Source organism: Parabacteroides distasonis ATCC 8503 (assembly GCF_000012845.1).
GTDB classification, from domain to species: Bacteria; Bacteroidota; Bacteroidia; order Bacteroidales; family Tannerellaceae; genus Parabacteroides; species Parabacteroides distasonis.
The window spans coordinates 4620870-4645282 of the sequence record NC_009615.1 but is presented as its reverse complement, the minus strand read 5'-3'; the positions used below and the strand labels follow the sequence as shown (position 1 = coordinate 4645282).

Genomic DNA, 24413 nt, shown 5'->3' with positions numbered 1-24413 from the left:
ATATATGAAATCAGAAAAAGAAACCATTTATGACTATGCGACAGAACTGAAGCTGCTGGCCTTCAAAGAGGAACTGGAATACACCCTTTCATTGGCAGCCGGAGAAAACTGGAGCCATTTGCATTTCTTGACCGAATTGCTTGGAAAGGAAAGTGTCAGAAGAAGGGAATGTAGAAGAAAATCAAGGATAAAATCTGCGGGATTCCCACAAATGAAGTATCTGCATGAACTTGTCATGGAAGACATGCCCAAAGAGGCACAGATAATATTGCCTGAATTGGAAACACTGGACTTCATCAGGGAGGGAAGAAACATAGTCCTGTATGGAAATCCGGGGACGGGAAAGACTCATATTGCTACGGCTTTAGGAATAAAGGCCTGCCAGCAGGATTTTACCGTATTGTTTACTTCAGTCCCTGTCTTGCTTACCCAGATAAGGGAAGCCAAATCCGCAAAGACACTGCGGGCGTTGCAATTACGGTTTGAAAAATACGATCTGGTTATCTGTGATGAATTCGGATATGTCAGTTGTGACAAGGAAGGAGGAGAACTGCTTTTTAACCACTTGTCCTTAAGGGCCGGGAAAAAAGCTACAATCATTACTACTAATTTGGCTTTTAACAGATGGAATGAAATCATAAAGGACAAGGTGCTTGTAGCGGCAATGGTCGACAGGCTTACACATAAAGCCTATCTGGTAAATATGACCGGACTCTCTTATAGGCTCAAAGAAACACAAAAAATGAGACAAGATAAATGAAGATTTTAAACTTATATGTAATTTTGTAACAAGTATGGATGGAGCTCTTTTCAATTAAAATACGGTGCACTTTTCAATTAGTATCTACACCGAATAACAAACAATTTTTAGGCTTTGTGTAGGCTTTGTTTGTTTTCCGAATTTGTCTTTCCTCTATTTTTCGTTTCTATGCGTGGTGTACGGACACGACAATGGAGACGAAACGACCTCATATTCCCTACATCATCACGTCACCCAAAAATCGTACGAACTATCGTGTAGAGACGGGGCGTGCCCCGTCTCATCCCCTCAAATAGGTATTTTAAATTACTACCTGACGGTGGGAGACGGAGCACACTCCGTCTCTACAGCAGGGTAATAATGATTTTCTCACTTTTTACGCTACTTCCCAAGTAGCCTATCGCCTACCCCACCTTTGATACCTCATTATATATACTCTCGAAGCAAGCCTTGTTCACCGCAGACATCCTATCCAACGAGAAGCTTTTCAAATAGATTTGCGTGGTCTTGATCGATTGGTGTCCCAGCAATTCGCTGATCATCTCGATCGGTACACCCTGTTCCTTCAAGGTCGTAGCGAAAGAGTGACGGATCGAATACGAGGTAACTATTTCCGTCACACCACAGGCATTTGCCAGCTCCTTCAGGGACCTGTTAAAATCAGCCAAGGCAGAGGTATATTCCCGGAAGGCCTCTTCACCCGTTTTCGTCCCGCTCAAGAAAGTGAATAGATAAGGAGAATCGCGAAGCGTGTCGGTCATCAGCGCAGCCAACAACTCCCTGGCCACAGGCTGTATCTCGACCAACATCGGCGTACCCGTCTTCTGGCGATTATACCTCAAGACCCCATTCCGGATATCACTCTTTTTCAAATGAGCGAAATCGACAAACGCCATACCGCAAAACAAGAACATCAAACACAATGCCCGCTGTGTTTTGCGCAACTCCGGAGCAGCCAGCGGAGCGGTCATCAACAAACGCAAGGACTCCGCAGGCAACGCCTTCTTCTGTTTGCTTTTCACTCCCAGGAAAATCCCCTTGAACAAATAACGGGAAAAAGGAGCCTCCCCATTCTCCATCGCCAATCCATACACACGGCGAATCCTACGCATATAGGTAGATACCGTATTCCACGAGCATTCCCGGTCCCGCAAATAATCTTGATATCTCAAAAGCATTTCCCGGTCAATACGGGTATAAAGGATCATCTCCTGCCCACAAAAACGCAGGAATGAATTCAAGGCATCCTGATAACTCTTGGCGGACGAATAGCGCCCTTGCTCTCTCAATCGGGCTATATACATCCGCATACCCTCCGCTAAATCATACTGTTTCATAATATTCACGTATAAAAAAAGTAAATTACAACAAAAAACACGGTTAATTCGTGATTGTCTACTTACATTTGCAGAAAAATAAATACCATGGACAAGATCGTAGAAATAGCCCGGTTCACCTATCCGGCGGATGCCCAACCGCTGATGGCCCTGTTGAGGTCGGAAGGGATAGAATGTTATCTCCGTAACGAGCTAAGCAGCCAGATCATGGCCGGTTACGTAGACGTAGGCGGTGCACGGGTGGAGATTCTGGAAAGCGATGTTCCCCGGGCCATGAAGATCATGGAGGAAGGCGGTTACGACCTGCCCCGGGAAGACGAGCAAGCGGAACCGGTAGAGAAAGTCGCCGGATTCGCACGTCATATCCCTTTTCTACGAAAATATCCCTTAGAGAAACAAATCATGATCCTATTCGTCATCGTAGCTGTCTTTTTGGCTTTGGTGATTTATTTCGGATCGCTTATTTCCTCAAACTAAACAAATGTAATCAATGGCACGCAGAAAGATAACAAATAGTCAAGCCGTATGTATCACCTTACTATGGGGTGTCTTATGCTACATGCTGCTTGTATACAGTGAAACGATCAATTTCGACGTCATATTTGCCCTTGTAGCCTCCGCTATCATTGTGTTCGTTCCGATCTATAAGAATTTCAAACATAGAAACGAATAACATTTCGTCGTTTTTTCAAACATAATATATCTAAATGATATTTTTTACGCATTTTATCTTTCAATTATTTGCTAGTGTCAAAAATTAGCTTACCTTTGCCACGTCGTTAAACAAACGGCGTACGGATAACAAAATGGTATAACATTCTAAATATAAAATTCAGTCATGAAGGCAAGTGAAGTTTTAGACAACTTGAAAAGAAGATTTCCGAACGAACCGGAATATCATCAAGCAGTATCAGAGGTTTTAGGGACTATCGAGGAAGCTTACAACGAGCATCCGGAATTTGAGAAAAGCAACTTGATCGAGCGCCTTTGTATCCCCGATCGCATTTTCTCTTTCCGTGTAACTTGGATGGACGATAAGGGACAAATCCAGACGAACATGGGTTACCGTATCCAGCACAACAACGCTATCGGCCCGTACAAAGGCGGTATCCGTTTCCACGCTTCCGTAAACCAATCGATCCTTAAGTTCTTGGCTTTTGAGCAAACGTTTAAAAATTCACTGACTACATTGCCGATGGGTGGTGGTAAAGGAGGTTCCGACTTTAGCCCGAGAGGAAAGTCAAACGCTGAGATCATGCGTTTCTGCCAAGCCTTCATCCTTGAGTTATGGCACCATATCGGTCCGGACACGGATGTTCCCGCCGGCGATATCGGTGTAGGCGGACGTGAGGTGGCTTATATGTATGGAATGTACAAGAAATTGGCTCGTGAGAATACGGGCACATTCACGGGTAAGGGTATCGAGTTCGGAGGTTCCTTGATCCGTCCGGAAGCTACAGGTTACGGAAACGTATATTTCTTGTTGCAGATGCTGAAAACCCGCAACATTGATATCAAAGACAAGGTAGTTTGTGTATCAGGTTCCGGAAACGTGGCTCAATATACGGTAGAGAAATTAATCAGTCTTGGAGCGAAAGTTGTCACGATGTCTGATTCCGACGGTTATATATATGATCCGGATGGTATCGACCGTGAGAAACTGGATTATATCATGGAGTTGAAGAACTTGTATCGTGGCCGTATCCGTGAATACGCAGAGCAATACGGATGCAAATATGTACAAGGCGCTCGTCCTTGGGGAGAGAAATGTGACATCGCTATGCCGAGCGCAACCCAGAATGAGTTGAACGGCGACGATGCCAAGACTTTATTGGCTAACGGTTGCTTCGCCGTATCCGAGGGTGCTAACATGCCTTCTACGCCGGAAGCTATCGATGCCTTCCTTGAGGCCAAGATCCTTTACGCTCCGGGTAAGGCCGCTAACGCTGGCGGTGTATCCGTTTCCGGTCTTGAGATGACCCAGAACGCACAGAAGTTAAGCTGGAGCAGCGAGGAAGTAGACCAGAAACTTCAGAGCATCATGGAAAACATCCACGAGCAATGCGTAAAATACGGAAAGCAAGAGGATGGTTACGTAAACTACGTGAAAGGCGCAAACGTAGCCGGCTTCATGAAGGTAGCCAAGGCTATGATGGCACAAGGAATACTCTAGGTAATTGAAAATTGAGAATTGAGAATTAGTTAGAGAGAAGCGATTGATGATCATATAAGCGAGGGGGATAGGCTTTGAGAGGCTATTCCCCTTTCTTATTTCCGACGAAGTCCCAATTTTCAATTTTCAATTCTTAATTTTCAATTAAAAAGCGGTATCTTAGTGCCGTAAATTGATAAGTATGATAACAGAAGAACTTAGGAAGCTATACCAATCATATACCGGATCACCGGCAGAGGAAATAACGGAGTTACCGTCATCTGGCTCTAACCGCCGGTATTTCAGGATAAAAGGTCCTGAGACGTTGATTGGAGTTAGTGGCACTTCTATTGAGGAGAACGAGGCTTTTATCTACATGGCAAAACATTTCCGGGGGAAGGGCTTACCCGTACCGCAAGTATATGCCAGCTCGGACGACCATTCATTTTATATCCAAGAGGATTTAGGAGATACGCTTCTTTTCAACGCCATCGAGAAAGGCCGTAAAAGCAGTGTATTCGACGAGGAGGAACGCCGTTTATTACACAAGACGATCACCAAACTCCCCGACATCCAGTTCTTGGGGTCCGACGGTTTCGATTTCTCGTATTGCCATCCGCAAGCCGAGTTCAACCAACGGTCTATCCTTTGGGACTTGAATTATTTCAAGTACTGTTTCTTAAAGGCTACCGGGATGGAGTTTCAGGAAAACCGTCTGGAGGATGATTTCTTGAAGATGAGCGATGTATTGTTACGCAGCTCCTCCGCCACGTTCCTATACCGTGATTTCCAGTCACGCAATGTTATGGTAAAGGACGGAGAGCCTTGGTTTATTGATTTTCAAGGTGGACGAAAAGGCCCGGTTTATTACGACGTGGCTTCCTTCCTTTGGCAGGCGAAAGCGAAATATCCGGAGGATCTGAGGAATGAATTACTATCGGATTATATCACGGCCCTACGTAAATATATCCCGGTAGACGAGGCTTACTTCCATAGCCAGCTGCGCCATTTCGTCCTGTTTAGGACCTTGCAGGTATTGGGGGCTTATGGTTTCCGGGGGTATTTCGAGAAAAAGCCTCATTTCATCCAAAGCGTCCCGTTCGCCATCGAGAACCTGCGGCAGTTATTGAAGAATGACTATCCGGAATACCCCTATTTATGCTCCGTCCTTCGTGAGCTTACCGGGTTGAAACAATTCACGGACGATATCCAGAAACATATGCTGGAAGTAAAGGTCATGAGTTTCGCCTATAAAAAAGGAATCCCGAACGACCCTAGCGGGAACGGAGGTGGATTCGTATTCGATTGCCGTGCGATAAACAATCCCGGTAAATACGAGCGTTACAATCATTTCACCGGTTTGGATGAGCCAGTGATCCAGTTCTTGGAGGATGACGGGGAGATCACGAACTTCCTTGAGCATGTCTACCATATCGTAGACGCCTCGGTAAAACGATATATGGATCGTGGATTCACCAATTTGATGATTTGTTTCGGATGTACGGGAGGACAGCATCGTTCGGTCTATTCCGCACAGCATCTGGCGGAACATCTTAACACCAAGTTCGGAGTAAAAGTACATTTAGTACATAGAGAACAAAATATAGAACAACTCTTTAACCCTACATTATGAAAGCTATGATTTTTGCGGCCGGTACTGGTTCCAGACTGAAGCCGTTAACCGATCACACGCCAAAAGCGCTTATACCTATCGGGGGCAAACCGATGCTAGAACACGTCATACTGAAACTGAAATCCTCCGGTTTCGACCAGATCGTGATCAATATCCACCATTTAGGCAACCAGATCGTGGATTTTCTGGAGGCGAACAACAACTTCGGTGTCCGGATCGAAATTTCGGACGAGAGCGATTATCTGCTGGATACGGGAGGAGGAATCAAGAAGGCCACTTCTCTTTTATGCGGGAACGAGCCTTTCTTGATACATAATGTCGATATCTTATCGAACGTGGATCTCAAGAAACTATACGATACCCATGTACAAACGAACCCGTTGGCTACCTTACTCGTCAGCCAGCGCAATACCTCACGTTATCTATTATTTAATAAGGAGAATAGACTGTGTGGTTGGCGTAATCATGAGACCGGCGAGGTAAAATCTTACTATCCCTATTTTGACCCGGATCAACACAACGAGTACGCCTTTAGCGGAATCCACGTACTCTCGCCCAAGATATTGGAGCTGATGGAAGAATGGACCGGAAAGTTCTCTATCATTAACTTCTATCTGGCTATTTGCGCCAAAACCGATATCAGGGCTTATATGGCGGATAACCTAAAACTATTGGATATCGGCAAGCCGGAAACCTTGGCCGCCGCCGAGGAATGGCTACGACAAAACATCTAACAAAATATTTCACACATGAAAAAAACTAGTTTTATCTACTTACTCTTGTTGATCGCACTGGGCCTCAGCTCTTGCCAGCAAGAGAAGACTTTCAAGGTTCTTCAATTCAACATCTGGCAGGAAGGCGCTGTCGTAAAAGGAGGCTTTGACGCTATCGCTGACGAGATCGTAAGAAGTAACGCCGATTTCGTTACGTTAAGCGAGGTACGTAATTATCATCAGACCCGTTTTTGCGACCGGATCGTGGAAGCGTTGCAGCAAAGAGGACAAACGTACTATTCTTTCTACACCGAGGATTCCGGCCTGTTAAGCCGCTACCCGATCACGGATAGCACGACCGTCTATCCCTTGAACGATGACAGGGGTAGTATGTACAAGGCCATTACCCACATCGGCGATACCGAGGTAGCTCTTTACACCGCCCATCTGGATTATCGCAATTGCGCTTATTACGATGCCCGTGGATACGACGGAAATACATGGGACGAGGAACCTCCTGTCACCAATCTGGACACACTCCTATGGTTGAACGAGCAATCTGTCCGTGACGACGCTATCGCTTGCTTCCTAAAAGAGGCGAAAAAGGATCGGGAAGCCGGACGGATCGTTATCCTCGGAGGGGACTTTAACGAGCCTTCCCATCTGGACTGGACCGAGGCGACCAAAGATATGAGAGACCACCAAGGATTGGTTGTTCCTTGGCACGTATCCGTCATGCTGGAGAAAGACGGCTTCAAAGATACGTACCGTGAGATCTTCCCGAACCCTGTAACTCATCCGGGACTTACCTGCCCGGCGGACTGTAAGGATATCGCTTTAGAGAAATTGGTTTGGTCGCCGAAAGCGGACGATAGAGATCGCATCGATTTCATCCATTACGCTCCATTCGAGGGATTAACGCTTACAGATGTATGTATCATCGGTCCGAAAGGTGACATCCTCCGTGGGCAAAGAGAGACGGAAGAGACCTCCGACCCGATCATGACTCCCCTTGGAATCTGGCCTACCGACCACAAAGCGGTTCTTGCCACTTTCCACTTGAAATAAAAAATGGATTCGCGAGACCCGTCTTACCGGCTCGTCTCGCAAATCCACAAACAACTATCTTCTCTTGAAACGCTATCTTTTTATGGTTTCAATACCACGCCAAGACTTTTCTTCCCATCCATCTTAATCGTAATCGGAGCATCAAAATGTACATGACGAAGATATTCCGTCTCCTCTACGGCGGGTTGCGCATTCAAGAACGCCTCATCGAACCAACCATCTCCCTTAAATGGATTAACCGTAAAATAGCCCACTCCGAACGAAGTCAGGTTCTGGAAGAAATGGGTACCTTGACTCGGGTCTACCCGATAGTTCTCCAATCCGCATTCCACAATCACCCGTGCGTTACTGATATGCGGCCATTTCACCGGAATACCCAACCAAGAGTCGCTGCTCCCCCATCGACCGGGGCCGACTAATACGTATCCTTTCTCCTGATCGGTAAACGAACGGTTCATCTTCTCGATCTCATAAGCGATCAACTGATTATTGGATGAATTAAAAGCGCCCGTCTTCACATAGATAATATCCTGTACGTCGCCAACGATGCCATGCCCCAAAACACTGGTAGAAGAAAGGATGGTTTCCTCGTTCTTCACCAAGCTCAGATCCTCGTCCATAATCTCTTTATTATCTACGATCGGACGGATTTGCAACAGATAGAAAGTCGCCCTTGTATGATCCGACGGGTCCATGTTGACAGCGAACTCAATCTCTACCGGACGGCCCATTTCCTGCTGCCCGATCCGTAAGATCTGATCCAACGTATCCGCCAGCGGGAACACGTCATGCTGTAGGATATTCACGAAAGAAAGGATCTTACGACCGCCCGGATAATAACCGTCACGGATAATCTGATCGTACGGATCGTATGTAGAGACAATATATTTCAAGGAACCCTCAGCGTCAGCGTCCTTCAAGCCCAGCTTCACCAAGTTAAAGGCATCATCTACCGAGAAGGCTTCCGCCATATTCTTCAAATCCAAGGCATAGAAACGAGTCTGCGTTTCCCTAAGAGCGAAATCCATCGTACTCATCTGCAAGATGCTATGGGGATGTCGGGGAGAGAAACGCAAGGTTTGCCCGCCATCGACGATATACTTACCCAATCCCAAGGCGATATTCGCGATCCCATCTTCCGCCTTCTCGTTACCGATCGGATAGAAATTCAAGGAACGGGCCACGCCCGACATCGTCGGATAGAAATGATCATTATAACGGGAGCCCACCACTTCTTGCAAGACGATAGCCATCTTCTCCTGATCGATCAAGTTCGAGGTAGCCGTCATATACGCCTTACTGTCCTTATAAAAGACAGAGGCATACACCGCCTTGATAGCGTCGCTCACCGTACGGAGCATATCGTATTTCTCCTCGATCTTAGGTACCATATACGTAGAATAGATCCCGGCGAAAGGTTGATAATGCGAATCTTCCAGCAGGCTGGAGGAACGCACGGCGATCGGGCTTTTCACCACATCGAAGAAAGCCATCAAGTCCTCGATTAAACGGGAGGGCAAGCTGGCCCGCAAGAAATACCGGAGGATCGTCTCGTCGTCCGCATCGCCCAGCGCTACCGGATACAACTCGTTCGTCTCCATGAACTCGTCGAAGATGTCGGTACAGATCACGACCGTCTTCGGGATATTCACGGCAAAATTATCACTCTCCAGCTTAGGGTATCGCTTCACCATCGCACCGATAAAGGCAAGACCTCTACCCTTACCTCCCAGCGAACCGTCGCCGATACGGGCAAAATTACTATACTCATCAAAACGATCCTTCTGATAAACCGCCACGACACCCGTGTTCTTCATCCGGCGATATTGCACGATCAAGTCGAAAATCAATTTCCGGGCCTCATCCATATCCTTATAGTCACTCACGTCCACATGCTTCAAAACCTCGGCGGGCGGAAACATGGCACGGGAATAAAAGAAACGGGAGAAATGATTCCGGGAGAGATGGTAAACCAGCGAGTCGTCGGGAATCTGAAAGACTTTCTTTTGAAGGTCTTTCAAATCCTTGATGCGCATGATCTCCTCTTTCGTATGCGGATTCAAGATCACGAAATCGCCAAAACCGAAACGCTGCATGATCTTCTTTTTCAAATCCTGCGGATAACTCTTGGAGTTCTTATCGATAAACGAGGCGTTCAGTTCCTTCGCGTACACATGGTTGCTGGCCTCCGAAGATTCCAGCACGAAAGGAATGATCAAACCCGTTTTCCGTACATACTGTCCAAACTTATAACCGGCATACGGATCTTTCACGCCATTGTGCATAAAACTCATATCCGAGATAATACCCAACATATTATCTCGATACTGATCAAAGATACGTACCGCCTCCTCGTAATTCCGGGCCAATTTGATCTTCGGACGGCCACGCATACGCAACGTACGCTGGTGATCGTTCAACGCCTCCTTCGCGAACATCTGGCTTTGCTCCAGCACGAACTTATATAAATGAGGCAAAGCGGACGAATAAAAACGAATGGAATCCTCCACCAACAAGATGATCTGTACGCCCACGCTGGCCGTATCGTCCGGAGCGTTCATCTTATCCTCGATCAACTTGATAATCGCCAGTAACAACTCCGAGTTACCCAACCAGCTGAACACATAATCGATAGCGCTCAGATCCTCGTTGGCGATCCGCTTAGACACCTCTTTCGAGAAAGGAGTCAATACGACGATCGGGATATTCGGATAATGCACCTTTATCTCGCTCGCCGCAGCGAATATATCCCGGTTATCCATATTCGGCATGCAAATGATCAATTCGAAGTTCCGGTTCTTCAACTCATTCAAAGCCTCCTCCTCGGTAGTCACCTGCGTAAACCGGGGTGGGTAACGGAGGCTTAAGGAAGTATATTCGTTAAATATCTGCTCATCTACACGCCCGTCATCTTCCAGCATGAAGGAATCATATTTCGTAGCGATAAGCAATACATTATATATACGCTTATTCATTAGATTGGCAAACGGGGTGTCTCTGAACACCAAGTCTTTTAAGTTCGGTATACCGCTCATAATAGATTCTGATAGAATTATTCGAGTCAAATGTAAGGAAAAATAATAACTATTGAAACATGAAAGTACGCATTCTGACTCTAACTGAAGATTTTTAGGTTTTCACTGATAAAAAGTAAGCGAAACTCTTGGTCATTCCAAAGAATTACCTACATTTGCCAACAGAATGTTATCCTTTTAAAGAATATAAATGCTATGAAGACTGAAGTTATTTTATCAGCGCTAGAGGCAAAACATCCGGGAGAAAAGGAGTATTTGCAAGCAGTAAAAGAAGTGCTTTTATCAATTGAGGAAGTGTACAACCAACATCCGGAATTTGAGAAAGCGAAAATCATTGAACGCCTAGTTGAGCCGGAACGTATTTTCACTTTCCGTGTGCCTTGGGTAGATGATAAAGGTGAGATACAAGTTAACTTGGGATACCGTGTTCAGTTCAACAACGCAATCGGCCCGTACAAGGGAGGTATCCGTTTCCACCCGTCCGTTAACTTGTCTATCTTGAAATTCTTAGGATTCGAGCAAACATTTAAAAACGCTTTGACAACCCTTCCGATGGGTGGTGGCAAAGGCGGTTCCGATTTCGCTCCGAGAGGAAAGAGCGATGCCGAGATCATGCGTTTCTGCCAAGCGTTTATTCTTGAATTATGGCGTAATCTTGGTCCGGACAGGGATGTTCCGGCTGGCGATATAGGCGTAGGTGGCCGTGAGGTTGGTTATATGTACGGTATGTACAAGAAATTGGCTCGCGAGAACACAGGTACGTTCACGGGTAAGGGCATGGAGTTCGGAGGTTCTATCCTTCGTCCGGAAGCTACCGGCTTCGGCGCTCTTTACTTCGTACATCAAATGTTGGAGACTCACGGAATCGATATCAAGGACAAGACGGTCGCCATCTCCGGTTTCGGCAACGTGGCTTGGGGTGCCGCTACAAAGGCAACCGAGTTGGGCGCTAAAGTGGTTACTATCTCTGGTCCTGACGGATATATCTATGATCCGGCGGGTATCTCCGGCGAGAAGATCGACTATATGTTGGAATTGCGTAATTCCGGAAATGATATCGTAGCTCCTTACGCAGACGAATTCCCGGGCTCTACCTTCTATCCCGGCAAGAAACCTTGGGAACAAAAAGTAGATATAGCCTTGCCATGCGCTACCCAGAATGAGTTGAACGAGGCTGACGCTCGTAAGTTGATCGAGAACAAGACTTTGTGCGTAGCTGAGGTTTCTAACATGGGTTGTACGGCTGAGGCTGTAGACTTGTTCATCGAGCATAAGCAATTATTCGCTCCGGGTAAGGCTGTCAACGCCGGTGGTGTGGCTACTTCCGGATTGGAGATGACCCAGAACGCTATGCATATCTCATGGACCGCCGCCGAGGTAGACGCTAAATTACATCAGATCATGAGCGCAATCCACGAACAATGCGTAGCTCACGGTAAAGATGGCGAATATATCAATTATGTAAAAGGCGCAAATATCGCAGGCTTCATGAAAGTAGCGAAAGCTATGATGGCGCAAGGTATCGTATAAGAATAAGGTCAGTTTAGGCTAAATAAAAACATAGTTATGAATTCTTTGAACCTTAGTTATGGTTTGAGAATTTCATAACTATGTTTTTTAAGCTCATATCAGCGGACTTTCCCGGGGTTCTTAGCGATAAAATCCTTCCATCCCGTATACTTCTTTTCCGAGATCGGATTATTGGTTTGGAAATAATGACAAACAGCCGCCGCCAACCCATCCGTAGCGTCCAATTGCGGAAGCATAGACTCATCCGGTATCTTCAGATAGCGTTGTAGCATGCCGGCCACTTGTTCTTTCGCCGCATTTCCATTCCCCGTGATCGAGAGCTTGATTTTTAGAGGGGCGTACTCGAAGATCGGGACATCCCGCTCTAAAGCCGCCGCCATCGCTACTCCTTGTGCCCTTCCGAGTTTCAACATACTCTGTACGTTCTTCCCGAAGAAAGGCGCCTCGATAGCCAACTCATCCGGATGGTATTGATCGATCAAGGCCAAGACCCGTTCGAATATCTTACGCAGACGGAGATAATGATCCTCATATTTATTCAATTGCAGGATTCCCATAGCTTCCAGCTTCGGTTTATTCCCCTCGATCTTCAAGATTCCGTATCCCATCACGATCGTACCGGGGTCTATGCCTAATATAATACGGTCCTTGATCATTTAGGTAGCTCTATATCTTCCAACAGGGTAGAGAATCCAGCGATCTTCTCTTTATAACGTCCTATCAAATCTTGCTGCAAGGCTCCGCCTTCCTTACGCACCCACTCATTCAACGAATCGATATCCCTCGTATGAAACTGTACGGAAAAACTTTCACCTTCCTCATTCCGCGAATCCAAGATCCGTCTCAAATAAGGACTATAAAGGATACCGCTCTCGGAGGCTTTCGGTATATAACTATTCTTCAAATATTCCAGACACTCATCCACGATATCCTTATGGATATGAAAAGTCGTATTATAAACTATCATCTTCTTTCCTTTCTCTTGAAATTTCTTATACAAAGATAGCGCATATATCAAGAAAAGCCTTATATTTGCACATGAATTAACAAGACGGGGCATTAGCTCATCTGGCTAGAGCGACAGACTGGCAGTCTGTAGGTGATCGGTTCGAGTCCGATATGCTCCACCAATAATAAATTAAGCGGTTACAAAACAAGTAGCCGCTTTTTTTATTGATAAAAATCGTTTTGTTTTGGCGTTTTGTTGCATTTGGTGACGCAAATTTGACGCAAATAATAACGCTGTTGCGTTCATTGCATTTCCGGTTTAACACCCAGTTTAACCTTACCTCCCAAACCTCGCTAGAACCGCAGCCTTATCAAACAAAATTAGGCAGTTACCTAAAAAGATAACTGCCTAATTTTGTGAGCCGAAAGCCGGACTTGAACCGGCGACCTACGCATTACGAATGCGTTGCTCTACCAGCTGAGCTATTTCGGCAACATTTGTTTCTTTATTTCGGGCGCAAAGATACAGGGTTTATTTGACATCTGCAAGAAGATTCGCTAAAAAATCATCTAAATCTGCATCTAAATCTTTTAATAGAGGATCGTCCAGACGAAGCATATCATCATCGATGAAGAGAAGTTCCTCTATTACAACAAAATCCTCATCGGTCAAGCTAACAGAAAGAGGCTTCATGAATCGGGGGACGTCAAAAATATTCTTGGTAGACAAGATCGTAAGAACCGCCTTCACCGAAGCGGCAACCCGCTTATTGAATGCGTTCTCCTCCTCGTTCGAGTTCACCCAATCGAAGATAACGATCTTTTCGATCAAATGCTCCTCATCATCATAAATTTGCAGTTCCCCGCTTTCCGCATCAGCCTGCACATATAAGTCGCTTATAAAATTACCGGACTCATCCTTGGCCAGCTTTTCAACAGCCGACGTAAAAGCGTTCTCGATGAGGGATTGAACCTTTGCCATATTTGCGTTCATATATTAATTCTCCTTTATTCGAATATGCGTCAAAAGTAATAATAATTCACCGAATAACGCCGTTAATCCTCACCAAATTGCACATTTAGTTTCTTATCGGAACGAATTCGTTCGGCCAACGCCTGTACATAGAGTTCCAATAATTTGGTACTCTTATCATTATCACCATTATTACGCTTGAATAAATCGTATGATTTATGAGCCCACTCATAGGCTTCTTTTAAAGCTCCTCTCATCTCATGGCATAGGGCCAGATTAGAGGCCGCCTTCGCCCGGCTTTTCCAGTTTTCCGTACCCCGGTAAAGCCCGGACCAACGATCTTCCGCCATATCCCATTTCTCATTAGCCGCATAAGCGGAAGCCTCTTTCCAACGTGAACCCATTCCGGTAAAGTACCAACGAGTCTCCTTCTCCCAATGAGGAACAAAATTAGCGTAGACCTTCGCCCCGAAATATTTACCGGCCCCACGCAAAGCATTCTCCGGAGAGGGCAATACCTTATCCAAGATCGGCATATAATCCGCACTTTCCGCCCAATAAATACTATCTTTCATATGTACCGTCGCCAGTGGAGCCTCACGATCGGGAACGTAACTGCGTATCACGCCAGCCATCTGCACGTCGATCATTCCCATTACATACCCTTCGCCCAAGGTACCTACGCTTTTCTTCATATCGAACAGCAAGCGGTCGATGGAGATAACCGCATCGGCACCGGTCTCATCGCATAGCGACGCTACTTGCCCTTGGGTAAGTTTCGTATCCAGAAACGCCTGATTATCTTTTCGAACCGCATCATGGTAAAGCAATACGTCGTTAAAATAAGAAGCCTCCACGATAGCCTCCCCTAAAGTACGGCAAGCGTCAAACAGCGCACTATCCGCTTTCGCTTTGCAAGTATCTTGCCTCTCTCCCTGCAAGGTGTATTCGTAACCCGCATCCTCCGGTTGGGGGACGGCATTGTTTACGATAAGTACCTTGGCGACATTCTCAGGAAACGTCACCTCCGCAGGATTATACGTCTCGATACCTACATAATTAATCGTGCTACAAGCGGACAACAAACCCGCTATGCCTATAAAAAGAATGCTTCTCATCTTCATCTATTTAAAAGGGGGCGATTTACGCCCCCACATTATGTCAAATCACTCACAGCCTTGAAATAGCCGATAGACTCCGCGATCCCCAAGAAGGGGTCTTTCATGTCTTTCTCGTATTCCAAGCTACACATTCCCGTGTAATTAACTTCCCGCATCATACGGATCAGCGCAGGGAAGTCGATCTTTCCACGACCGATCTCGATCCCGACTCCCGCCTTCGAAGAATCCGTCACGTCCTTGATGTGCATATCGAATACCCGGGTATGGTATTTCTTCAAGTCGGCGACAGGATCACAGCCGTTTCGCAAGTCATGCCCGACATCCAGACACATACCGATACGGGGGTCTAAATCCTTCGTATGCACCCAAACGTCCGTAGCATCGGGATACGTCTTAATATCAGGACCGTGCAAGTGGATAGCGTAATGAAAATCATACTCCTTCACTTTTTTATCCACATAGGGTAAAAGCTCGTAATTCGGGACACCGACGATTAACTTCACTCCTACCCGCTTCGCATAATCAAACGCACGATCTATCTCTTCCTCACTCTTCATATAAATAGGACCTACGGCATATCCCGTCACTTTATGGGCAGCGCATTTATCATGAAAAGCCCTAATCTGCTCATCCGTACTATTCAACGGCAAATGGAAATCCTTGATGCAAAGATAATGGATATCTAATCGTTCCAACGTCTTCAACGTCGTATCTAAATCAAAATTAACGAAAGTATATCCCGCCATTCCCAGATGGAACGGGTTTACGGCCTTCGGGGCTTTTGGCTTTACAGGGTCCGGCAAAGCGGCCCGGGCGATCGTGGAGGTACCTAATAAAAGGGCACCCGCCAATCCTTGTTTAAAAAATGTACGTCTTGAGTGTTTCATGGTCTATTACAATATTATATATAATGTATACTGTTTATCTTGGGAAAATAACGCTAAAGGTAGAGCCTACCCCTTGCTGGGAAGTCACTTCTATACGACCGCCGAGCTTTGTGACCAAAGCCTTGGAGATAGCCAATCCCAAGCCGACTCCATTGGTCCATTGCGTCAACTTGACAAAACGATCGAAAACCCGTTCCAATTGGTCGTCCGGGATTCCCTCGCCTGTATCCGTCACATAAAAGCGGATTTCCTGCTCCGTCACGTCATACCCGAAGCAAATATAACCTTTTTTCGTGTGCTTGATAGCATTCGTCAATAAATTAGTGAGGACTTGCGTTAATCTACTCCGATCGGTATAAAGCGTAAAAGGTTGGCAATCATCCAATCGAAGTTCTACATTTTCGGGCATACGTAATAAAATGATACTATAGATATCTTTCATTAAAGCCTTCATTTCATGATTCGCCAAAACGAAAGTCAACGTATTCGACTCGATTTTCGATATATCCAATACGTCTTCTATCAAGCGTTGCAACAATTCATTATTACTTTGTATAATATTGGAGAGTTCATGACGAGTTTCCGCATCTTCCTCATCGGCGATCACCTGCGAGAATCCGACGATGGCGTTCAATGGCGTCCTGATCTCATGATTCATGTTTGCCAAGAACGCAGATTTCAGGTGATCCGCCTCCTCCGCTTTCTCTTTTGCGATCTTTAATCGTATCCCCGCACGATGACGGGCATAGGCGACTATACCCAAGCCCGCACATAGAAACAACACCAAGACAAATCCTCCTCGAAGCATCAAGATACGGACACGCGACTTTTCCGCCTCTAGCTCCAGTTTCTTACTTTGTATCTCTAGTTTTTCCACCTCTCGTTGGGTTTTCAACTTCGCTAAATCCTCGTAATATTTTACCCGCATAATCGAGTCGTGCACTTCTTTAGAATCTCTGTAAGCCCTAGCCGCTTCCATCCCTCTTCCAAGCTTATAATAGAGATCCGCCTTAAAATCCTCCACTGAGACCCAATCATTAAAGCGTTTCTTATCCAAGAGCATTAGTTCCAATTTGTTCGCCAAATCAATGGCCTTCTCATATTTCCCCGCTAAAGCGTAATAATTCATCCAAAGGAATTGAGGCAGGATTTGCTCGGCATTCATATTATTCTTCTTTTCGATATCCTCCATCATCCTCAAGTGCTGATAAACCAAGGAAGGCTCTTTTTCCGCCACGTAATACTGGGCCGAGTAATAATGATAGCGATCTTTTAAAAAAGCGACAGTATGTTCCGCATCCAATTGAGTAATGCCCTCTTTCTCGCACTCTTGTATGCAAGAATCCAATTTATTCAAATACTCCAATCGCAAATCCTTCGTAAGCAACAGCCGTAACACGTAATACCAACGCATCCTAGAGGCATTACGTTCTTCCATGCGAGATAAGATCTCCCGGCTTAATTGAATACCCTCCTCATCCAATCCTATATTAAAATAGAAATTCGCTAAAGCTTGGTTTGCCATATCCACCCCATCCGGATAATTAAAACAGGTCGCAAGATTCCTCAAGCTATCCACCTCCCGGATTACCAATCCCTGCATCCCCTCATTCGCTAAAGAATAGATATTCCATCCTTTCGCCCTACATAATTCCTCGATCCGGTTTGTCGCGATGAAAAGGGGTTCCGCTATTTTCAAATATATTCGCAAGCTATCCGGATCTTGCATATAGTAATAACGCATCAAGAATAGTAAGGCATTTCCTTTGTAATAATCGTTACGTTGCCTCTGTGCCTCTTCTAGTAGCAAATCCGCATATACTTTATATACTTTGTTATGCGTATTGGCATAAAGTAATTCGTTCAAGCGTATTAGTTTACTACTATCCGGCAAAACCTTGATTTCTCTTCGTAAGCTATCGACAAACGTGTCACCTTTCGCCCTATCCGGAATAAGCAAAGTTAGAATCAACGTCCAACAACCAATAAAAAACAATCTCTTCATATATACCTTGAAAAGTTAGCACGACTATCCATTATTCAATGCCCGGCAAGTTAATAAAAATTTAAATGCCAAGACATCAACATAAACAAGTTTAATATCACATTTTCAACTTATACAACAAAAAGCCTATATCAACCAAAAAAAGATTGATATAGGCTCTTATTTCAAAGAAACGGCCGTTCTATTTATTTTGTCAAGGCAGCGATACTTTCCTCGATAGACTTAATCTTCGATTCGGCATCGGCTTGCTTTTTCTTCTCCATCTCGATTACTTTCGCCGGGGCTTTGCTCACGAAGTTCTCATTGCCTAATTTCTTCATGACAGAAGCCAAGAAACCTTTTTGGTATTTCAATTCTTCTTGAAGCTTAGCCAACTCTTCCTCCACATTGATCAGATTGCCTAAAGGTACGGCATATTCAGTCGTACGGACCAAGAACGATACAGCACCGGCCGCTTTCTCCTCTACCTTGGAGATGGAAGAGAGATTGCACATCTTAGCGATTACGGCGTTGAACGCCTCATTGTGCTCACCCACGATCTGTAATTCCAACGCGTCCTTATTCGGTATATTCTTTTGCAAACGAATGGTACGGACACCGCCAACGATCTCTTTCACGATCTCGAAAGCATCCAAATAAGCGCTATCTATAACCGCTATTTCCGGCATTTGGGCAACCATCAAGCTCTCACCTTCCTTGCGAGGCTCAAGGGCTTGCCATAATTCCTCGGTAATAAACGGCATGAAAGGATGAAGCAAACGAAGCAAGGCATCGAAGAAACCTAACGTAGCCTCATAAGTAGCCTTGTCGATCGGCTGCTGATACCCCGGTTTTACCATCTCCAGATACCATGAGGAGAACTCATCCCAGAACAATTTATAGACAGCCATCATCGCTTCGCTCAGACGATATTTACTGAAAGAGTCGTCTACCTCGGCAATCGTCTTATCCAGCTGCATCTTGAACCATTTCACGGCGATAGCGGAAGCCTCCGGCTGAGCGATCGTATCGTCTACCGTCCAGCCCTTCACCAAGCGGAAAGCATTCCATATCTTATTATTGAAGTTACGTCCTTGCTCACACAAAGCATCATCGAAAGGAATATCATTTCCGGCAGGAGCCGCGAGCATCAAGCCCATACGCACGCCGTCCGCACCGTATTGCTCGATCAATTGCAACGGATCGGGAGAGTTTCCTAAAGATTTGGACATCTTACGTCCCAGCTTATCGCGAACGATACCCGTAAAGTAGACGCTCTTGAACGGCATTTTCCCTCTGTACTCATAGCCGGCCATAATCATACGGGCTACCCAGAAGAAGATGATATCCGGTCCGGTTACCAAATCACTGGTCGGATAGTAATAATTGATTTCCTCGTTATCCGGGTTATTGATACCGTCGAACAGGGAGATCGGCCACAACCAAGAGGAGAACCAAGTATCCAATACGTCCTCGTCCTGACGCAAATCAGACATGGTCAGATTCGGGTTACCACATTTCTCTTTCGCCAGTTCCAAAGCTTTCTCTTCCGTCTCGGCTACCACGTAACCACCTTCCGGCAAGAAGTAAGCCGGGATACGGTGTCCCCACCAAAGCTGACGGCTGATACACCAGTCCTTGATATTCTCCATCCAATGGCGGTAGGTGTTCTTGAACTTCGGCGGATAGAACTTGATATCGTCCTTCATGACCGGCTCCAAGGCGATCTGGGCTAGATGTTCCATCTTCAAGAACCATTGCATAGACAATTTCGGTTCGATAGGCACGTTCGTACGCTCCGAGAAACCCACCTTGTTCTCGTAAGCCTCTACCTTTTCCAAAAGACCGGCGTTACGCAAGTCTTCCTCGATTTGCTTGCGGACATCGAAACGATCCATGCCCACATACAGGCCGGCGGCCTCGCTCAGCGTACCGTTATCGTTGAATATATCGATAGAAGGCAAATTATATTTCTCGCCCAACATATAGTCGTTTACATCGTGCGCGGGGGTCACTTTCAAACAGCCCGTACCGAACTCTATATCTACGTAATCATCCTCGATCACCGGAATCTCACGGCCTACCAGCGGAACGATCACTTTCTTTCCTCTCAGATGTTGGTTCTTCGGGTCGTTCGGGTTGATACACATCGCCGTATCTCCCATAATCGTCTCCGGACGGGTAGTAGCGACAACAGCGTATCCCTCCTCGCCTACGATCTTATAGCGAAGATAGTACAGCTTGCTATGCTCTTCCTTATAGATAACCTCCTCATCGGACAGGGCCGTCAACGCCTTAGGGTCCCAATTCACCATACGCACGCCCCGGTAGATCAAGCCCTTCTTATATAGATCGACAAAAACCTTGATGACGCTTTCCGAACGTTTCTCGTCCATCGTGAACGCCGTACGATCCCAATCGCAGGAAGCCCCCAATTTACGAAGCTGCTTCAAGATGATACCGCCATGCTCCTCTTTCCATTCCCAAGCGTGCCGCAAGAACTCGTCGCGCGTCAGATCGGTTTTCTTGATTCCTTGCCCGGCCAAACGATTCACTACCTTCGCCTCCGTAGCGATCGAGGCATGGTCCGTACCCGGTACCCAACAAGCGTTCTTACCCATCATACGGGCACGGCGAACCAAGATATCTTGGATCGTATTGTTAAGCATATGTCCCATGTGCAATACGCCGGTGACGTTAGGGGGCGGGATTACGATCGTATACGGCTCACGGCCGTCTGGCTTTGACTTAAAGAAGCCGTTATCCAACCAATACTGATACCACTTCCCCTCTACTTCAGCGGGATTGTACTTACTAGCGATTTCCATATTTTTATAACTAATTAGTCTTTACACATTTCTCGATCCGCAAAAGTACAAAAAATATAGACAAAAAACGCTGAGCATCGGGAAATATAGTCGGCCGAGACAATAGGCATTCTCTCTCGGACAAACCACTATTCTATAAACCACGGCATGGTTTGTAAAGACCAAGTCGTAGATTATATAGATCACGACGTGATTTATAAGGACCACGACGCTATTTTGAAAATAGAGTGAATGGCAATTACTTTTACATCCGGGGATTTGAAGGTTTATTCCTATAACAAGCAAACTATTTATAACGGTTTTTCTATTCCGCGCTATTGCAGTTTCGCGTAAATGCCTGTATCTTCGCGTACTATAAAAAATAGATATGAGAAAGCGATCTGAGTATAAAGGAGGGGATAATCGACGTAAACCCTCTAAAGAACGACAGGTAACGGTGGGTGAAAGTAACACTTTGCTACCTTTCCTGTTCGAGTTATTAAAAGAACAAAGCCGTTCATCCGTGAAAGGATTATTGAGCAGGGGACAGATCTCGGTAAACGGAAAAGTCACCCGGCAGTTCGATGCCCCGCTGAACCCTAACGATACGGTCGGGATCAACTATGGAAGAGGGAAGGTGGAATTCAACAATCCGTTACTTAGAATTGTTTGGGAAGATGATGACCTCATCGTGATCAACAAGCGGGAAGGTTTGCTATCCGTATCTACCGATCGTATCAAGGAGCGTACGGCCTACCGTATACTGAGCGATTACTTGAAAGAATGCGACCCTCGCAACAAGATATTCGTCTTGCACCGTCTGGACCGAGACACATCGGGTATCATGATGTTCGCCAAGAACCAGAAGGTAAAAGAGCAACTACAGTCCAACTGGAGCGAGGCTATCACGCAACGAACCTACGTGGCCGTGATAGAGGGACGACCGGAGAAAGACACGGATTTGATCGTATCCAACCTCGTGGAGAACAAGCATATGCAAGTGTACGTGACACAAGATGGTGACGGGAAGGAAGCGATCACACGCTACCGACTCCTGCAAACGAACAATCGCTATTCGCTCGTGGAACTCGATCTGGAGACGGGACGCAAGAACCAAATCCGTGCGCAGATGCAATCCATCGGCCATCCGATAGCCGGAGACTCTAAATACGGGGCGGAGACAAATCCCGCCGGACGCTTGATGCTCCATGCCCGCAGGCTCTGTTTCATCCATCCGGTAACAGGCGAGGAGATGCGCTTCGAGACACGGATCCCAGAGAAATTCACATCGACAGCAAAGTAATCTATCAATAAAGGACAAAAAATGAAGAAACTCATCAGTTCGATCATGCTGGCGCTAATAGCGCTGGTAGCGCAGGCGCAAATACTTACGCCTGTCAAGTGGAAAATTAAACTAGACGACAAGGGCGGCGCACCCGAGAAAGAGATCGTCTTTACCGCCACGGCGGACAAAGGTTGGCACCTGTATGACATGAACCTGCCGGAAGGAGGTCCTGTTTCTACATCTTTCACATTCGAGACATTGAATGGAGCTGAACTGATTGGTCAACCGGTTCCTTCTGTAAAGCCGACCACGGTTTACGACGAGCAATTCGCCATGAACCTTCGTTGGTATCCGGGTACGGTATCGTTCATCCAAAAACTAAAGGTTACCGATCCCGCTAAATTCAAGGTAGAGGGCGAGGTGGAATTTATGGCTTGTAATGACGAGACTTGCCTTCCCCCAGATCAAATACCTTTCTCTTTCGATAAGAAAAGTATCCATGTAGATCCAGCTCTGGCAGCTAACAGCTCGACTACAGAGGTGGATAAAGAGGACGCCACGGCCATACAGCCGGATACGCAAGTCGTAGCGGAAGAGGCCAGCGAGTTGAACACTCCGGACCCTGCCGCTAAAGAGACACCGGCTACGACATCTCCTAAAGCGTCCGACAGCTTAACCGATAGCCCGAATCTTTGGTCTCCGGTGATCGACCAATTGAAATCGTTCGGCGACGCTACGGTATCGGCGGCGGATACCTCTTGGTTATTCATCTTCTTCGCGGGTTTCTTGGGAGGTTTGATCGCCTTATTGACTCCTTGCGTTTGGCCGATGATCCCTATGACGGTTAGCTTCTTCCTGAAACGTACGAAAGATCGTAAGAAAGCGATTCGCGACGCTATCACCTATGGGTTATCTATTATCGTAATCTATTTGGTGATGGGCTTGTTGATCACCGGTATCTTCGGAGCGAGCGCATTGAATGATTTATCAACGAACGCGATCTTTAATATCCTGTTCTTCTTGCTGTTGGTAGTATTCGCAGTCTCCTTCTTCGGAGCCTTCGAGCTGGTATTACCTGCGTCATGGACTAGCAAATTGGATAGCAAGGCCGATTCGACGACCGGCGTATTGAGTATTTTCTTTATGTCGTTTACGTTGGTATTGGTATCTTTCTCTTGTACGGGCCCGATTATCGGAACCTTGTTGGTACAGGCCGCTTCTATGGGTACGGCGGTAGGACCGGCTATCGGTATGTTCGGTTTCGCCTTGGCGTTATCCATCCCGTTCAGCGTCTTCGCCATCTTCCCGAATATGCTGCAAAGTATGCCGAAATCCGGCGGATGGTTGAATTCCGTGAAGGTCGTATTGGGCTTCTTGGAGTTGGCCTTGGCCTTGAAGTTCCTTTCCGTAGCGGACTTAGCGTATGGTTGGCGTTTACTAGACCGTGAGGCTTTTATCGTGCTTTGGATCGTGATCTTCAGTTTATTGGGTGTTTACTTATTAGGAAAGATCAAGTTTAGCCATGATAGCGAAGTAAAATATGTATCTGTTCCTCGTCTGTTTATGGCGATTATCTCTTTCGCTTTCGCCATTTACATGGTTCCGGGACTTTGGGGCGCTCCGTTAAAGGCGATCAGCGCATTCGCTCCTCCGTTGTATACACAAGATTTCAATCTATACAAAAACGAGGTACACGCCGCGTTCGACGATTATGAATCCGGTATGGCTTATGCCAAGAAGGTAAATAAACCCGTCATGATCGACTTCTCCGGTTTCGGTTGCGTAAACTGCCGTAAGATGGAGGCTTCCGTTTGGACGGATCCTAAGGTGAAGCAAATGCTAGAAAATGATTACGTGCTAATCACTCTCATGGTAGACGATAAGACGAAACTCCCGCAACCCATCGAGATCCAAGAGAACGGAAAGACTCGTAAGCTGAAGACGATCGGTGATAAATGGAGTTATTTGCAACGAAGCAAGTTCGGTTCTAATGCCCAGCCATTCTACATCTTATTGAATGACGAGGGACAGCCGCTCGGACCTTCATACGCATTCAATGAGGATGTTTCCAAATACATCCAGTTCCTTCAAAACGGATTGAAAGAATTCAAGAAAGAACAACAATAAAACAAACAGAGGGCCGGGTTCTACCCTGCCCTCTTTCTTTTACAATCATTATA

19 protein-coding genes and 2 tRNA genes are annotated in these 24413 nt (G+C 46.1%); 11 read left to right on the top strand and 10 right to left on the bottom strand.

The genetic code is table 11. From position 1 onward, the window contains the following. Window positions 1-4 precede the first annotated feature (4 nt). Window positions 5-760 (top strand): IS21-like element helper ATPase IstB, encoded by a 756-nt coding sequence (istB, locus tag BDI_RS19070; protein ID WP_011965959.1) that lies wholly within the window; start codon window positions 5-7, stop codon window positions 758-760. A 404-nt stretch (window positions 761-1164) separates the two neighbouring features. On the opposite strand, the gene BDI_RS19065 is transcribed toward istB, so the two are convergent. Further along, window positions 1165-2097: a tyrosine-type recombinase/integrase gene (locus BDI_RS19065; RefSeq protein WP_012056181.1), complete on the bottom strand. Its 933-nt coding sequence runs from the start codon at window positions 2095-2097 to the stop codon at window positions 1165-1167. An 87-nt stretch (window positions 2098-2184) separates the two neighbouring features. On the opposite strand from BDI_RS19065, the gene BDI_RS19060 reads away from it, so the two are divergent. The 6 genes from BDI_RS19060 to BDI_RS19040 all read left to right on the top strand — a co-directional run bounded on the left by BDI_RS19060 (window position 2185) and on the right by BDI_RS19040 (window position 7663). Further along, window positions 2185-2574: a DUF2007 domain-containing protein gene (locus tag BDI_RS19060; RefSeq protein ID WP_012056180.1), complete on the top strand. Its 390-nt coding sequence runs from the start codon at window positions 2185-2187 to the stop codon at window positions 2572-2574. A 13-nt stretch (window positions 2575-2587) separates the two neighbouring features. Continuing rightward, the gene (locus BDI_RS21430; protein ID WP_009017040.1) at window positions 2588-2770 is read left to right on the top strand and encodes a hypothetical protein; all 183 of its coding nucleotides are present in this window, start codon (window positions 2588-2590) and stop codon (window positions 2768-2770) included. Between the two features lie 165 nt (window positions 2771-2935). Continuing rightward, window positions 2936-4270, top strand: a complete 1335-nt coding sequence (locus BDI_RS19055; RefSeq protein ID WP_005858752.1) for an NADP-specific glutamate dehydrogenase — start codon at window positions 2936-2938, stop codon at window positions 4268-4270. 181 nt (window positions 4271-4451) lie between these two features. Further along, window positions 4452-5882 (top strand): RapZ C-terminal domain-containing protein, encoded by a 1431-nt coding sequence (locus BDI_RS19050; protein WP_005868544.1) that lies wholly within the window; start codon window positions 4452-4454, stop codon window positions 5880-5882. Further along, window positions 5879-6616, top strand: coding sequence for a nucleotidyltransferase family protein (locus BDI_RS19045; protein ID WP_005858756.1), 738 nt, complete (start codon window positions 5879-5881; stop codon window positions 6614-6616). Before BDI_RS19050 ends, BDI_RS19045 begins: the two co-directional genes overlap by 4 nt. Before the next feature lie 15 nt (window positions 6617-6631). Beyond that, on the top strand, window positions 6632-7663 hold the full coding sequence (locus tag BDI_RS19040) for an endonuclease/exonuclease/phosphatase family protein (protein ID WP_012056179.1): 1032 nt from the start codon (window positions 6632-6634) through the stop codon (window positions 7661-7663). A gap of 80 nt (window positions 7664-7743) precedes the next feature. Here BDI_RS19040 and BDI_RS19035 read toward each other — a convergent pair whose 3' ends face one another. Continuing rightward, window positions 7744-10698 carry a PEP/pyruvate-binding domain-containing protein gene (locus tag BDI_RS19035; protein WP_041525632.1) on the bottom strand — a complete coding sequence of 985 codons (2955 nt, stop codon included), beginning with the start codon at window positions 10696-10698 and terminating at the stop codon, window positions 7744-7746. Window positions 10699-10893: 195 nt separating this feature from the next. Between BDI_RS19035 and gdhA the strand changes: the two genes are divergently transcribed. Continuing rightward, window positions 10894-12228: an NADP-specific glutamate dehydrogenase gene (gene gdhA / locus BDI_RS19030; protein ID WP_005868539.1), complete on the top strand. Its 1335-nt coding sequence runs from the start codon at window positions 10894-10896 to the stop codon at window positions 12226-12228. A 98-nt stretch (window positions 12229-12326) separates the two neighbouring features. Here the strand turns inward: gdhA and ruvC are convergent, their stop codons facing one another. Together ruvC and BDI_RS19020 are read right to left on the bottom strand one after the other, a co-directional pair. Further along, on the bottom strand, window positions 12327-12884 hold the full coding sequence (ruvC, locus tag BDI_RS19025; protein ID WP_008779373.1) for a crossover junction endodeoxyribonuclease RuvC: 558 nt from the start codon (window positions 12882-12884) through the stop codon (window positions 12327-12329). Continuing rightward, complete coding sequence (locus BDI_RS19020) at window positions 12881-13195, bottom strand: DUF4286 family protein (RefSeq protein WP_005868538.1); 315 nt, start codon at window positions 13193-13195, stop codon at window positions 12881-12883. Before BDI_RS19020 ends, ruvC begins: the two co-directional genes overlap by 4 nt. Before the next feature lie 86 nt (window positions 13196-13281). Between BDI_RS19020 and BDI_RS19015 the strand changes: the two genes are divergently transcribed. Then, window positions 13282-13358 (top strand) — tRNA-Ala (locus BDI_RS19015). Between the two features lie 238 nt (window positions 13359-13596). Here the strand turns inward: BDI_RS19015 and BDI_RS19010 are convergent. From BDI_RS19010 to BDI_RS18985, 6 genes are all read right to left on the bottom strand, one after another. Next, window positions 13597-13669, bottom strand: a tRNA-Thr gene (locus BDI_RS19010). A 39-nt stretch (window positions 13670-13708) separates the two neighbouring features. Further along, complete coding sequence (locus BDI_RS19005; RefSeq protein WP_005858768.1) at window positions 13709-14170, bottom strand: hypothetical protein; 462 nt, start codon at window positions 14168-14170, stop codon at window positions 13709-13711. 62 nt (window positions 14171-14232) lie between these two features. Continuing rightward, the gene (locus BDI_RS19000) at window positions 14233-15267 is read right to left on the bottom strand and encodes a DUF6340 family protein (protein ID WP_005858770.1); all 1035 of its coding nucleotides are present in this window, start codon (window positions 15265-15267) and stop codon (window positions 14233-14235) included. A gap of 38 nt (window positions 15268-15305) precedes the next feature. Continuing rightward, window positions 15306-16157: a sugar phosphate isomerase/epimerase family protein gene (locus tag BDI_RS18995; protein ID WP_012056177.1), complete on the bottom strand. Its 852-nt coding sequence runs from the start codon at window positions 16155-16157 to the stop codon at window positions 15306-15308. Window positions 16158-16191: 34 nt separating this feature from the next. Continuing rightward, window positions 16192-18162 (bottom strand): sensor histidine kinase, encoded by a 1971-nt coding sequence (locus tag BDI_RS18990; RefSeq protein ID WP_012056176.1) that lies wholly within the window; start codon window positions 18160-18162, stop codon window positions 16192-16194. Between the two features lie 185 nt (window positions 18163-18347). Beyond that, window positions 18348-20969 (bottom strand): valine--tRNA ligase, encoded by a 2622-nt coding sequence (locus tag BDI_RS18985; protein ID WP_009017033.1) that lies wholly within the window; start codon window positions 20967-20969, stop codon window positions 18348-18350. Window positions 20970-21336: 367 nt separating this feature from the next. Between BDI_RS18985 and BDI_RS18980 the strand changes: the two genes are divergently transcribed. Further along, window positions 21337-22251, top strand: a complete 915-nt coding sequence (locus tag BDI_RS18980) for an RluA family pseudouridine synthase (RefSeq protein ID WP_005858777.1) — start codon at window positions 21337-21339, stop codon at window positions 22249-22251. Window positions 22252-22272: 21 nt separating this feature from the next. Continuing rightward, window positions 22273-24360, top strand: coding sequence for a protein-disulfide reductase DsbD family protein (locus tag BDI_RS18975; RefSeq protein WP_012056175.1), 2088 nt, complete (start codon window positions 22273-22275; stop codon window positions 24358-24360). Window positions 24361-24413 lie beyond the last annotated feature (53 nt).

Excerpts from the sequence above, each read along its gene's own strand:
- BDI_RS19035 (WP_041525632.1), bottom strand. The coding sequence starts at position 10,698 with ATGAGCGGTATACCGAACTTAAAAGACTTGGTGTTCAGAGACACCCCG.
- BDI_RS19020 (WP_005868538.1), bottom strand. The coding sequence starts at position 13,195 with ATGATAGTTTATAATACGACTTTTCATATCCATAAGGATATCGTGGAT.
- BDI_RS19050 (WP_005868544.1), top strand. The coding sequence starts at position 4,452 with ATGATAACAGAAGAACTTAGGAAGCTATACCAATCATATACCGGATCA.
- gdhA (WP_005868539.1), top strand. The coding sequence starts at position 10,894 with ATGAAGACTGAAGTTATTTTATCAGCGCTAGAGGCAAAACATCCGGGA.
- BDI_RS18975 (WP_012056175.1), top strand. The coding sequence starts at position 22,273 with ATGAAGAAACTCATCAGTTCGATCATGCTGGCGCTAATAGCGCTGGTA.
- istB (WP_011965959.1), top strand. The coding sequence starts at position 5 with ATGAAATCAGAAAAAGAAACCATTTATGACTATGCGACAGAACTGAAG.
- BDI_RS19065 (WP_012056181.1), bottom strand. The coding sequence starts at position 2,097 with ATGAAACAGTATGATTTAGCGGAGGGTATGCGGATGTATATAGCCCGA.
- BDI_RS19060 (WP_012056180.1), top strand. The coding sequence starts at position 2,185 with ATGGACAAGATCGTAGAAATAGCCCGGTTCACCTATCCGGCGGATGCC.
- ruvC (WP_008779373.1), bottom strand. The coding sequence starts at position 12,884 with ATGATCAAGGACCGTATTATATTAGGCATAGACCCCGGTACGATCGTG.
- BDI_RS18980 (WP_005858777.1), top strand. The coding sequence starts at position 21,337 with ATGAGAAAGCGATCTGAGTATAAAGGAGGGGATAATCGACGTAAACCC.
- BDI_RS18985 (WP_009017033.1), bottom strand. The coding sequence starts at position 20,969 with ATGGAAATCGCTAGTAAGTACAATCCCGCTGAAGTAGAGGGGAAGTGG.
- BDI_RS19000 (WP_005858770.1), bottom strand. The coding sequence starts at position 15,267 with ATGAGAAGCATTCTTTTTATAGGCATAGCGGGTTTGTTGTCCGCTTGT.
- BDI_RS19005 (WP_005858768.1), bottom strand. The coding sequence starts at position 14,170 with ATGAACGCAAATATGGCAAAGGTTCAATCCCTCATCGAGAACGCTTTT.
- BDI_RS18990 (WP_012056176.1), bottom strand. The coding sequence starts at position 18,162 with ATGAAGAGATTGTTTTTTATTGGTTGTTGGACGTTGATTCTAACTTTG.
- BDI_RS19045 (WP_005858756.1), top strand. The coding sequence starts at position 5,879 with ATGAAAGCTATGATTTTTGCGGCCGGTACTGGTTCCAGACTGAAGCCG.
- BDI_RS18995 (WP_012056177.1), bottom strand. The coding sequence starts at position 16,157 with ATGAAACACTCAAGACGTACATTTTTTAAACAAGGATTGGCGGGTGCC.
- BDI_RS21430 (WP_009017040.1), top strand. The coding sequence starts at position 2,588 with ATGGCACGCAGAAAGATAACAAATAGTCAAGCCGTATGTATCACCTTA.
- BDI_RS19055 (WP_005858752.1), top strand. The coding sequence starts at position 2,936 with ATGAAGGCAAGTGAAGTTTTAGACAACTTGAAAAGAAGATTTCCGAAC.
- BDI_RS19040 (WP_012056179.1), top strand. The coding sequence starts at position 6,632 with ATGAAAAAAACTAGTTTTATCTACTTACTCTTGTTGATCGCACTGGGC.